The sequence below is a fragment of the Nocardioides albidus genome (assembly GCF_006335005.1).
Classification (GTDB): domain Bacteria; phylum Actinomycetota; class Actinomycetes; order Propionibacteriales; family Nocardioidaceae; genus Nocardioides; species Nocardioides albidus.
On the sequence record NZ_VDMP01000024.1, the window covers coordinates 467,412 to 478,400 of the forward strand.

At 72.6% G+C, this 10,989-nt stretch carries 11 protein-coding genes; 2 read left to right on the forward strand and 9 right to left on the reverse strand.

Annotation, left to right across the window (positions count from 1 at the left end; all coding sequences use genetic code 11):
- Window positions 1-6: 6 nt before the first annotated feature.
- From FHP29_RS13160 to FHP29_RS23130, 8 genes are read right to left on the reverse strand one after another with little or no spacing between them, the layout of a single operon-like run.
- On the reverse strand, window positions 7-813 hold the full coding sequence (locus FHP29_RS13160; RefSeq protein WP_139623287.1) for a DUF881 domain-containing protein: 807 nt from the start codon (window positions 811-813) through the stop codon (window positions 7-9).
- Complete coding sequence (locus FHP29_RS13165) at window positions 806-1,138, reverse strand: small basic family protein (protein WP_139623288.1); 333 nt, start codon at window positions 1,136-1,138, stop codon at window positions 806-808. The genes FHP29_RS13160 and FHP29_RS13165 overlap by 8 nt, the downstream gene beginning before the upstream one ends.
- The gene (locus tag FHP29_RS13170; RefSeq protein WP_139623289.1) at window positions 1,135-1,998 is read right to left on the reverse strand and encodes a DUF881 domain-containing protein; all 864 of its coding nucleotides are present in this window, start codon (window positions 1,996-1,998) and stop codon (window positions 1,135-1,137) included. The genes FHP29_RS13165 and FHP29_RS13170 overlap by 4 nt, the downstream gene beginning before the upstream one ends.
- Complete coding sequence (gene clsA, locus FHP29_RS13175; RefSeq protein WP_139623290.1) at window positions 1,991-2,560, reverse strand: cardiolipin synthase ClsA; 570 nt, start codon at window positions 2,558-2,560, stop codon at window positions 1,991-1,993. Before clsA ends, FHP29_RS13170 begins: the two co-directional genes overlap by 8 nt.
- Window positions 2,557-3,612, reverse strand: coding sequence for a hemolysin family protein (locus FHP29_RS13180; RefSeq protein WP_139623291.1), 1,056 nt, complete (start codon window positions 3,610-3,612; stop codon window positions 2,557-2,559). Before FHP29_RS13180 ends, clsA begins: the two co-directional genes overlap by 4 nt.
- Window positions 3,609-4,952, reverse strand: a complete 1,344-nt coding sequence (locus tag FHP29_RS13185) for a hemolysin family protein (protein WP_139623292.1) — start codon at window positions 4,950-4,952, stop codon at window positions 3,609-3,611. Before FHP29_RS13185 ends, FHP29_RS13180 begins: the two co-directional genes overlap by 4 nt.
- A complete protein-coding gene (locus tag FHP29_RS13190; RefSeq protein WP_240044483.1) occupies window positions 4,949-6,808 on the reverse strand; it encodes an acetoacetate--CoA ligase in 1,860 nt (619 codons plus the stop codon). Before FHP29_RS13190 ends, FHP29_RS13185 begins: the two co-directional genes overlap by 4 nt.
- Window positions 6,805-7,467: an acyltransferase gene (locus FHP29_RS23130; RefSeq protein ID WP_139623294.1), complete on the reverse strand. Its 663-nt coding sequence runs from the start codon at window positions 7,465-7,467 to the stop codon at window positions 6,805-6,807. Before FHP29_RS23130 ends, FHP29_RS13190 begins: the two co-directional genes overlap by 4 nt.
- Window positions 7,468-7,548: 81 nt before the next feature.
- Between FHP29_RS23130 and FHP29_RS13200 the strand changes: the two genes are divergently transcribed.
- Together FHP29_RS13200 and FHP29_RS13205 are read left to right on the forward strand one after the other, a co-directional pair.
- Window positions 7,549-8,697: a CDP-glycerol glycerophosphotransferase family protein gene (locus tag FHP29_RS13200; RefSeq protein WP_139623295.1), complete on the forward strand. Its 1,149-nt coding sequence runs from the start codon at window positions 7,549-7,551 to the stop codon at window positions 8,695-8,697.
- Between the two features lie 12 nt (window positions 8,698-8,709).
- On the forward strand, window positions 8,710-10,044 hold the full coding sequence (locus tag FHP29_RS13205; RefSeq protein WP_139623296.1) for a DUF7168 domain-containing protein: 1,335 nt from the start codon (window positions 8,710-8,712) through the stop codon (window positions 10,042-10,044).
- 18 nt (window positions 10,045-10,062) lie between these two features.
- On the opposite strand, the gene FHP29_RS13210 is transcribed toward FHP29_RS13205, so the two are convergent.
- The gene (locus tag FHP29_RS13210) at window positions 10,063-10,848 is read right to left on the reverse strand and encodes an SDR family NAD(P)-dependent oxidoreductase (protein ID WP_139623297.1); all 786 of its coding nucleotides are present in this window, start codon (window positions 10,846-10,848) and stop codon (window positions 10,063-10,065) included.
- Window positions 10,849-10,989 lie beyond the last annotated feature (141 nt).

Sequence of the window (10,989 nt, forward strand, 5' to 3'; positions counted from 1 at the left end):
CGAAGGCTACTGCCCCTGGTCGGGGACGGCATACCTCGGCCGGTCGCGTCGCACGACCGATTCGATGTCGACCGTGCGCAGCTGCTGGACCGCCACGCGGGCGCCGTCCTCCTCGAGCTGCTTCTCGGGTCCGAGGGGGAAGGTCATCGCGTCCGCGAGCACGGTCGGCTCGCCGATCGCGACGATGACGTACGGCGCCTCGATCCGCTCCCCGTCGACCTCGAAGCCGCCGTCCGTCTCGGCGATCGAGGTCTGCGCCACCACCCGCACGGCGCCGTTGATCTCGATCGCCTCGGCGCCCACCGTGCGCAGCTCCTGGATCGAGTCGAGCAGGGAGCCCAGCCGCACGCGGCCGTCCTCCTCCTTGATCGTGACCCGCAGCCCGGGCCCGGTCACCGGGACCAGGCCGGCCAGGATGTTGAGGGCGTCGACCTCCTCGTCGGCCTGGTCGAGCGCCGTCTGCCGCTTCGTGGAGTCGTCGCGCAGGCCGCCCGCGACCTCCTCGAGCCGGTCGATCTCGGTCTCGGTGCGCTGCCGGGTGCCGGCCAGGCCGTTGAGCAGGTCGATCAGCTCCTGCTCGCGCAGACCGGCGTAGGTGTCGTCCGTGCCGGCCGTACGCACCTGGGTGACGGCGCCGAAGCCGAGCAGCGCGAGGAGGGCGGCCGCGACCAGCTGCTTGCGCGAGGGGCGCAGCAGCGCCACCTTGAGCCGGTCGACGGGACTCTGCTCGACCCCCTCCGACGCGTGCTCCGACGCGTGCTCCGACGCGGGCTCGGGCTGGGGCTTGGACTCGGGCTGGGACGGGTCAGGCATGGAAGATGTGTCTCCGGATGGCCGCGACGTTGGTGAAGATCCGGATCCCGAGCACCACGATCACACCCGTCGAGAGCTGGCCGCCGACGCCGAGCCGGTCGCCGAGGTAGACGATGCCGGCGGCGATGACGACGTTGCTCAGGAACGAGACCACGAAGACCTTGTCGTCGAAGATGCCGTCGAGGTAGGCGCGCAGCGCGCCGAACACGGCGTCGAGCGCGGCCACGACGGCGATCGGGAGGTAGGGCTCGACCGAGCGCGGGACGTCGGGCTGGAAGACGAAGCCGAGGACGACGCCCACGACGAGTCCGATCACCGCGATCACGGCGCCTCACCTCCCTGGCCCTGGGGCCTCTCCTGCGCATACTCCGCCGACCGTAGCTGCCGCAGCGCCCCGGGCGCGGCAGGCAGCTTGAGCTTGTCGGCATTGTCCATCCTGTGCTCGAAGCCGTACTGCCGGGCCACCGCCAAGAAGCGCAGCCCGGCCTGGGTGTCGACGAACTTCGAGGCGAGGGTACGACGGTCGCCGATCGCCAGCACCGTGAACGGCGGGGCGACGCCGACGCCGTTGACCTCGACCGCCTCGCCGACGTTGCGGATCCCGCCACGGGCGTTGAGCCGCTGGCCGTTGATGGAGATCGCCTCGGCACCCGCGTCCCACAGCCCGTCGACGAGCAGGGCGAGGTCGGAGTCGCGCACCTGCTCGTCGGCACCCGCGTAGGACGGGTTGTCGAGGGTCACCCGCACGCCGGAGCCGGTCACCGGACCGAAGCCCGTCAGCGCGCCCAGCTGCGTGCGACGCGCCCGCGCGTCGGCGTACCTGCGGCCGAGGGAGCGCAGCGACTCCTCGGCGGCGGCGTTGGCCGCGCGGAGCCCGGCGAGGTCCTCCTGGAGCCGGCGCACGGTGGCGCGACGGGTCTCGATCCGCTCGATCAGGCTGGCCCGGCTGGCGTCGTCGACGTCGGCGTTCTGCGAGGTCTGCACCCCGGCGACCGTCACGAGCATCGCGAACAGCCCCACCACGACGACCACGGCCACCCGGTAGCCGCGGGCGACGCCCGGTCGCGAGCCCGCGTCGCCCGTCAGCGCGGCGCGGGACGCGGCGACCTGGTAGTCGCGGTCGAGCGCCTCCTGGGTGATCAGCGCGAGCAGCGGGGTCCGCGCCCGGTCGAGGCTGTCAGGCATGACTGCGTCGCTCGGTCGTCGCGAGCAGCCGTCGGACCTGCCAGGCGTAGAGGACGCCGGCCCACCAGTACAGCCCGATCCCCCACAGCGCGAACGCCCAGCCGAAGACCTGCGCGAGGGTCGCCACCGTCCCCTCGCCGTCACCGAGCAGGAGCAGCGGGAAGGCGTAGAGCAGGTTGAAGGTGGCGGCCTTGCCGAGGAAGTGGACGGGCAGCGCGCTGTAGCCGCGGGTGCGCAGCAGCGGCACCAGGCCCCACAGCAGCAGGTCGCGCAGCGGCAGGCACAGCGCCACCCACCACGGGATGATGTCGCGCATCGCCAGGCCGACCACGACGGCGAGGATGTAGAGCCGGTCGGCGACGGGGTCGAGCAGCTTGCCGAGCTCGGTCATCTGGTCGAGCCGACGCGCCAGCCAGCCGTCGAGGAAGTCGGTGACGCCCGAGAGCATGAGGACGACGAGCGCGAGCACGTCGGCCTCCGGCCCGAGCACCAGCCACAGGAACACCGGCACCCCGAGCAGGCGCAGGAAGCTCAGCAGGTTGGGCACGGTCCACACGGTCACGACATCTCCTCCGAGTGGGCCGCGTCCCTGATCTCGCCGACGAGCTCCTCGATGACGTCCTCGAGGGCGGCGACGCCGAGCGTGGCGCCGGCCGGGTCGACGACCCGCGCCATGTGCGCTCCGCGGCGCTGCAGGACCTCGAGCGCATCGTGCAGCAGAGCGTCCTCGGTGACGGTGGCGAAGGGCCGGATCCAGCGGTCGGCGACCGGGCGCTGGCGGCGCTCCTCGTCGGGCTCGAGGACGTCCTTGATGTGGAGGTAGCCGAGCAGGTCGAGCTCCTCACCCTCGGCGACGACCGGGAACCGGCTGAAGCCGGTGGCTGCGCAGATCGCTTCGACGTCGGCGCCGGTGGAGCCGCGGACGACGGTGGCCAGCGACTCCGGCCGCATCATCACCTCGGCGACGGTCTTCTCCGTGAACCCGAGCGCGCCGGAGAGCCGGTCGTACTCGTCCTCGGCGAGCAGTCCCTCACCATGGGACTCCTCGACCAGCGCGGCGACCTCCTCGCGGGTGAAGGTGCTGCTGATCTCCTCGTGCGGCTCGATGCCGAAGAGTCTCAGGATCGCGTTGGCGAGCAGGTTGACGACCACGATGAGCGGGCGCAGCACGGCGACCACGCCCAGCATGATCGGGCCGAGCACGAGCGCGGCGCGGTCCGGGCCGGCGATCGCGATGTTCTTCGGGACCATCTCGCCGATGACGACGTGGCAGTAGGCCACGATGCCGAGCGCGACGGTGAACGCGATGGGGTGCAGCAGCTCGTGCGGGACGTGGACCGCCTCGAGCGCCGGCTCCAGCAGGTGCGCGAGCGCGGGCTCGGCGATCGCGCCGAGGACGAGCGAGCAGACCGTCACGCCGAGCTGGATGCCGGCGATCATGAGCGGCATCCGCTCCATGGCGCGCAGTGTGGACCGGGCGAGCCGGGAGCCCGCCTGGGCCTTGGGCTCGATCTGGCTGCGCCGCGCGGAGATCAGCGCGAACTCCGTGCCGACGAAGAAGGCGTTGCCGAGCAGCAGGAGCACCGTCACGAGCAGCGCGACGCCGACGCTCATGACTCCTCCCCCGACTCGGTCACGCGCAGCGTGAGGCGGTCGATACGCAGGCCGTCCATGTGATCGACGCGCAGGACCGCCGAGCGCTCGGGGGCGTCCTCGTCGTCACCGGGCGGCAGGGGTACGACGGCCTCGTCGCCGGCGGTCGCGATCCGGCCCAGCACCTTGAGCACGAGCCCGGCCACGGTGTCGTAGTCCTCGCCCTCGGGCAGCGGGACGCCGGTGAGGTCCTCGACCTCGTCGGGCCGCAGCAGCCCCGACAGCGACCAGGTCCCGTCGCGGCGCAGCCGGCCGCGGTCGCCGAGCCGGTCGTGCTCGTCGGCGATGTCGCCGACGATCTCCTCGATCACGTCCTCCAGGGTCACGATGCCCGCGTGGTCGCCGTACTCGTCGAGCACGATGGCCATCTGGAAGCCGTCGCCGCGCAGGAGCGCGAGCAGCGGGTCGAGCCGCAGCGTGTCGGGGACGACGATCGGGCGGGCCATCAGGTGCTTGACCTTGACGTTGTCGCGCTCGTGCAGCGGCAGGGCCACGGCGTTCTTCACGTGCACCGTGCCGACGACCGCGTCGTGCTCGTCGAGGACGGGGAACCTCGACATCCCCGTCTCGCGGGCCAGGGCGATCACCGCACTGGCCCGGTCGTTCTCCTCCAGGGTGCGGGTGCGCACCCGGGGCGTCATGATCTCGCCGGCGGTGCGCGTGCCGAACTCGACCGAGCGCTCCATGAGCTCGGCCGTGTCGGCGTCGAGGGTGCCGACGTCGGCCGAGCGCTGGATGAGCGAGGCGAGCTCCGTGGAGCTGCGGGCGGAGCGGAGCTCCTCCTGGGGCTCGACGCCGAGGCGGCGCACGATGGCGTTGGCGCTGCCGTTGAGGACCTTGATCGGCCCGGTGCACAGCGCCGTGAAGAGCCGCATCGGCCGCTGCGTCGCCCGGGCCGTGGCCATCGGCAGCGCGATCGCGACGTTCTTGGGGACGAGCTCGCCGATCAGCATGGTGAGCAGGGTGCCGAGCACGAGACCGCTCGCGACGGCGGTCGGCCCGACCGCGCCCTCCGGGACGCCCAGCGCCTCGAGCGGCCCGCGCAGGAGCTCGGAGATCGCCGGCTCGGCGAGGAAGCCGATGCCGAGATTGGTCAGCGTGATGCCGACCTGGGCGCCGGACAGCTGGGTCGACAGCGATCGCAGCGCCCGGTCGACACCGATCGCGCCGGCGTCACCCGCGGCGGCCGCACGGGCGACCTGACTGCGGTCGACGGTCACGAGGGCGAACTCCGCCGCGACGAACAGCCCGCACGCGAGCACCAGGAGGATGGCGAGTCCCAGCAGTAGCCAGGGGGTCATCGGGTTCTGCGGCTCCTGCCCACGGTTCGGTACCAGTCGATCAGCTCGGGATCGTCCACACTACCGGGATCGTAGGCGCCGCCGAGGTCCTGACCCGCGAGCACCTTCTTGACGGGGACCTCGAGCTTCTTGCCGGTGCGCGTGTGCGGGATGCCCGGCGCCTGGATCACGACATCCGGCACGTGCCGCGGCGAGGCATGGCTGCGCACCGCCTCGCGGATCCGCGCGTCGAGAGCCTCGTCGAGCTCGACCCCCTCGGCCAGGACCACGAACAGCGGCATCCAATAGCCGCCGCCGGGCTCCTCCATTCCGATGACCAGCGCCTCGCGCACCTCGGGCAGGGCCTCCACCGGCTCGTAGATGTCGCCGCTGCCCATCCGCACGCCGTTGCGGTTGAGCGTGGCGTCGGAGCGGCCGTGGATGACCACCGAGCCGTGGTCGGTGATCGTGATCCAGTCGCCGTGGCGCCACACGCCGGGATAGGTGTCGAAGTACGCGTCGTGGTAGCGCGCGCCGTCGTCGTCGCCCCAGAAGTGGAGCGGCATCGACGGCATCGGCCGGGTCACGACGAGCTCGCCGACCTCCCCGCGCACCGGCGCGCCCGACTCGTCGAAGGCGTCGAGCGCCACTCCCAGACAGGGCCGGGACAGCTCGCCCGGCCAGACCGGCAGGGTCGGCGCCGGACCGACGAACGCGCTGACGACGTCGGTGCCGCCGCTGATCGAGCAGATCTGGACGTCGGGTCCCAGCTCGTCCTGGAGCGCCTCGTGGCTGGTCGCCGGGAACGTCGAGCCGGAGATCCCGACCCGGCGCAGGCGGGAGAGGTCGTGCCCGCGGGGGCCGACGCCGGCCTTCTGGCAGGCCGCGACGTAGCCGGGACTCATCCCGTTCGCGGTCACGCCGAGCCGCGCGCTGAGCTCCCACAGGGCGTCGGGCGCGGGGTGGGCCGGGCTGCCGTCGTACGCCACCACCGAGGCGCCGGTGAGCAGGGCGCCGACGACGAAGTTCCACATCATCCAGGAGGGCGTGGTGTACCAGAACAGCCGCTCGCCGGGCCCGAGGTCGAAGTGGTACGCCGCCACCTTGGCCTGCTCCAGCAGCGCGCCGCCGTGCCCGTGGACGATCCCCTTCGGCTTGCCGGTGGTGCCCGAGGAGAACAGCACCCACAGCGGATGAGCGAACGGGACGGAGACCGGCGCGAAGGGCACGTCGGCCGCGAGGGCCTCCGCCCACGCCGGGCCGCCGACGTCGAGCGTCGCCCGCAGCGTCGGCAGCGCACCCGCCAACTCGGCGACGACGTCGCTGCGGTCGCGGACCTTGCCGCCGTGGACGTAGGAGGTCGCATGGACCAGCACGACCGGGTCGAGCTGCTCGAACCGGGCGCGGGCGGCCGAAGCGGCGTAGTCCATCCCGCACACCGACCACACGGCACCGAGGCTGGCGCTGGCCAGCAGCGCGACGATCGTGTCGGGCGTGTTGGGCAGGAAGCCGACGACCCGGTCGCCCTCCCCCACCCCGAGATCGCGCAGGTGGGCCGCCAGGCTCGCGGTCCGGCGGCGCAGCTCGCCCCAGGTGAGCTCGTGGGTCGCGGCCGGGTCCTCGGTCGCGCCGACCACGGCGACCTCGTCGTCGGGACGACCGTCGAGGACGGCGGCGGCGTAGTTCACGCGGGCCTGCGGGAACCAGACCGCGCCGGGCATCCGCTCCTCGGCGAGCGCCGGACCAGGCAGCTCGAAGCCGAGGTGTGCGGCGGCGGTCGCCCAGAAGGCGTCGAGGTCGCGGACCGACCAGGCCCACAGGTCGTCGTACCCGCCGTCGACGGCGGCGAAGCGAGCGAGGTCCTCGATCCGGCTCATGGGGTCAGGGTAGGCGCCTCGAGCACGACCCGGGCCCATCCGCCGGCCGCGTCGCGGCGCCGGATCAGCTTGGCCGGGACCCCGCCCACGACCGCATGGTCGGGGACGTCGCCGCGCACCACGGAGCCGGCCGCGACGACCACGTTGCGGCCGATCGTCGTGCCCGGGAGGATCATCGCGCCGTGCCCGATCCACGAGCCGGAGCCGATGCGGACCGGCTGGTGAGCCCCGAACTGGCGTCCGATCGGGATGTCGGGGTTCTCGTAGCCGTGGCTGGCGTCGGAGACGAAGACGTCCTGCCCGAACCACACGTCGTCGCCGATCTCGATGGACTCGTGCGCGGTGATGCAGATCCGCGCGCCGAGGACGCACCGCTCGCCGATCACGAGCCCGCGTGCCGGCAGCACCTCCTGGGTCGGTCCGTAGCCGACCGCGAGGGTGGCGTACTTCCCGATCAGGGTGTCCCGTCCGACGTGGATCGCGGCGGCGTTCACGACGTCGGAGAGTGGGAACGCCAGGCATGCGCCGGGCGCGAACGTGCCGAACCGGTCGGCCAGATCGGTGCCGGGCGCGACGTCTCCGATGTGCTCGACCCAGCGCCAGGCGGAGTGGACGGACCGGTTCAGGAGGCGGCGCCAGGGACGCCGGAGATCGAGCACCGGGCGAGGTTACCGAAACGCAACCTTCCGGGGGCCCTCGCCGGTTCGCCGGAGAACCGTTCGGGGCCGTAGAATCTGCTAGTGCAGAAGCCCCACGTCATCGCGTACTTCGCCGACGACCCGACCCGGGTCTACCAGCTCCTCCAGTGGATCCCGGTGCTCGAGCGACTCGACGGCACCCATCCGGTGGGGATCTTGACGCGCGATCCGCAGACGCACGCGATCGTGGTGGAGCGCACCTCGCTGCCGGTGTTCCTCGCGCCCGGCTTCGCCGACCTGGCCGCGGCGTACGACGAGCTCGACCCCAAGGTCGTCGTCTACTGCAACAACTCGATGCTCAACTTCAACTCGCTGCTCGACGGCCGGATGCTGCACGTGCACATCAACCACGGCGAGAGCGACAAGCAGTCGATGGTGTCCAACAACGCCAAGGCCTACGACCGCGTCTTCGTCGCGGGCGAGGCGGCGGTGCAGCGGCACCGGTCCGCTCTGATGGAGCTCGACGAGTCCCGCCTGGTGCGGATCGGGCGGCCCCAGCTGGACCTGCGGCCCGCTCCCCTGCTGCCGGCCAGCGATCGTCGTACCGTCCTCTACGCGCCGACCTGGGAGGGCGACGCGGAGTACAACGACTACACCTCCGTCGACGTGTTCGGCGTCGAGATCGTCCGTTCGGTCCTGGCCGTTCCGGACGTCCGGCTGGTCTACAAGCCGCACCCGAAGGTCACGACCAGCCAGACGCCGGCGATCCGCGAGGCGCACCAGGCGATCCTCGACCTGGTCGAGCGCGCCGCCGAGCGTGACCCCGACGCCGGCCACGCCGCGATCTGGCAGGGCGACATCCTGGCCGTCTTCCCCGGCTGTGACGCGATGGTCACCGACGTCTCCTCGGTCGGACTGGACTGGCTCTACCTGCAGACCGACAAGCCGATCCTCATCACCGACCGGCACCACGACGCGGAGCGCCTGCGCCAGGAGGTGCCGGTCAGCCGCTGCGCCGACGTCATCGACGCCGACGACCTGGCCGGCCTCACCGAGCTGCTGACCGACCGCCTCGAGCACGACGAGCACCGGATGGCCCGCGCGGCGATGCGCCACCACTACTTCGACGACAACGGCGTGGGCGACAGCACGGTGCGCTTCGTCGAGGCGATCACCGACCTCGTCGAGCTGCGCGACCGGCTCCAGGGCGAGCTCCAGACCGGCGGCATCGGCTCTGTCGGGGCCGCCTGACAGGCTGGGCGCATGCCCGACACCCGTGAGGTCTACGCCGCGGAGGACCTGTTCGCCGGCTGGCTCGACGAGGCGTCCCGCACGCCCGGCGAGCCGCTGCGGGTCCGGGTCGGCTCCGCGGTCCAGGTCTTCGAGCCGGAGACCGAGCCCCGGTTCACCGACCCGGCCCACGTCCAGGAGTTCGTCGACCGGGTGCTGGCCCACCTCGTCGCCACCGGCAGCGCGTACGCCGACCACACCGGTCTCGACCTGGCCGGAGTGCCGGTCGTCGTGCGGGCGCGCCGCGGCCACACCCGCGCCCACTACGAGTACGACGAGCTGCCCGCCCGCGGCGTGATCGCCATCCCGCCCCGCGAGCTGGGCGGCGCCTGGTCGCTGCGCGCGGCCGTGGTCCTGCACGAGGTGGCCCACCACCTCGCCGGGGCGGTCGGGCACGGGCCGGAGTTCCGCACGACCTCCCTGCGCCTGCTCGAGGACATCGGCATGCCCGTCCTCGCCGACCTGCTCCACACCGCCTACCGCCTGCACGGCCTCGACACCGGCGTCGACGGCGAGGACCGCACCCTGCTCCGGATCGGACGGCTGCTGCGCCAGGCCGAGCGCACCTCCAACGCCGCCGAGCGCGAGGCGTTCTTCACCAAGGCGCAGTCGCTGGCCAGCCGTCACCAGATCGCGCTCGCGGTCGCCCGCGCCACGGCCGGCGCGGAGGAGCGGCGGGAGGAGCCCACCTGGGAGACGGTGCTGATCGGCGAGACCGGCAAGCGGTCCCTGGCCCGCTACGTGCGCCTGATCCTCGAGATCGCCCGGGCCAACGACGTCCGCGTCGCGATCTACACCAGCAACACCCGCGTCACGCTTTACGGCTTCCCCTCCGACATCGCGGTCGTGCAGGCGCTCTACGCCACCCTCGTCACCCAGATGGTCGCCGACGCCGACGCGCACCTGCGCTCGGGCGCCCACAAGGCCGACCAGCGGGAGATCTGGAATGCGCGGCGCCGGCGCTGGGAGCTCAAGCCGGTGCACGGCTCCACCGCCCGGGCGGCGTTCTACGAGGCCTGGGCCGACCACATCGGCGAGCGACTCGCCGCGGCGCGCGCCTCGGCCCGAGCCGCCGCCGTCGCGGCCGACAGCCCCGTGGCCGAGGGCCCGACGTCGACCGAGCTCGCCCTGCGCGCCCGGGAGGTCGAGATCGTCGACTACTTCGGTCGGATGCGGCGCGACCACGGCATCCGGGGCACCTGGAAGGGCGCCGCCCACGCCGGCCACGCCGCGCCCGGGTCACGCGAGGCGGGCGTGGAGGCCGCCGCGCGGGCCAGCCTCGGCACCGAGCGCGCCCTCGAGCGGTGACGCTCGAGGGCGCGGTGCTCAGAAGTGGGTGCCGCCGTCGATGCGGACCTCGGTCCCGGTGATGAACGCGCCGTCCTCACTGGCGAGCATCGCGACCACGCCGGCGACGGTCTCCGGGCCGGCGAAGCCGCGGCCGAGCGCGGGCGCGAGCTTCACGAACAGGTTCAGGTCGGCGTCCTCGGGGAGGCCGGGACCGGCGCTCTGCTTGCTGGCCCCGCTGCCGTCGGTCATGCCGGAGGAGATCGAGCCGGGCTGCACGGCGGTGAAGCGGATGCCGTCGCCGGCGTACTCGGACGCCAGGGCGTGGGTCATCGACTGGATCCCGCCCTTGCTCGCGGCGTACGCCGCCATGTAGGGGTGGGCGAACACCGCCGAGGTCGAGCTGAAGTTCACCACGGCGGCGCCGTGGCCCTCGCGCAGCGCCGGGATCGCCTCGCGGATGACGAGGAAGGTGCCGACCAGGTTGATCCGGAGCACCTGCTCGAAGGATTCGAGCGACGTCTCGTGAGTGTGTCCCGAGCGCAGGATGCCCGCCGCGTTGACGACGACGTCGAGACCGCCGAGGGCCTCCACCGCGCTCGCGACGCCGGCTCGGACCGAGGACTCGTCCGCGACATCGATGACCAGGGTCGTCAACCGGTCCCCTGCCTCGCCCGCCTTGGTGACGGTGTCGGCGAGGCCCGCCTCGCTGACGTCGGCGGCCACGACACTGCCGCCCTCGGCGAGCAAGCGCAGCACGGTGGCCTGGCCGATGCCCGACCCGCCTCCGGTGACCAGGGCTCGGCGTCCGTCGTACCGGTTCATGTCCGCATTCCTCTCGATCGTGGTGGCGACCCCAGTCGCCTCGCTGGCACGACGTGCCAGACAGGCACAATATGCCCGCAACGGGCCGAAGGCGGCTAGTTGTACCCGGCCATCAGGTTGGTAGCAGTCGGCTGATCGGCG

What these genes read in the sequence shown, in the direction of transcription:
- FHP29_RS13180 (WP_139623291.1), bottom strand. Translation starts at nt 3,612, where the DNA reads ATGAGCGTCGGCGTCGCGCTGCTCGTGACGGTGCTCCTGCTGCTCGGC.
- FHP29_RS13205 (WP_139623296.1), top strand. Translation starts at nt 8,710, where the DNA reads ATGCCCGACACCCGTGAGGTCTACGCCGCGGAGGACCTGTTCGCCGGC.
- FHP29_RS13170 (WP_139623289.1), bottom strand. Translation starts at nt 1,998, where the DNA reads ATGCCTGACAGCCTCGACCGGGCGCGGACCCCGCTGCTCGCGCTGATC.
- FHP29_RS13185 (WP_139623292.1), bottom strand. Translation starts at nt 4,952, where the DNA reads ATGACCCCCTGGCTACTGCTGGGACTCGCCATCCTCCTGGTGCTCGCG.
- FHP29_RS13210 (WP_139623297.1), bottom strand. Translation starts at nt 10,848, where the DNA reads ATGAACCGGTACGACGGACGCCGAGCCCTGGTCACCGGAGGCGGGTCG.
- FHP29_RS13190 (WP_240044483.1), bottom strand. Translation starts at nt 6,808, where the DNA reads ATGAGCCGGATCGAGGACCTCGCTCGCTTCGCCGCCGTCGACGGCGGG.
- FHP29_RS13160 (WP_139623287.1), bottom strand. Translation starts at nt 813, where the DNA reads ATGCCTGACCCGTCCCAGCCCGAGTCCAAGCCCCAGCCCGAGCCCGCG.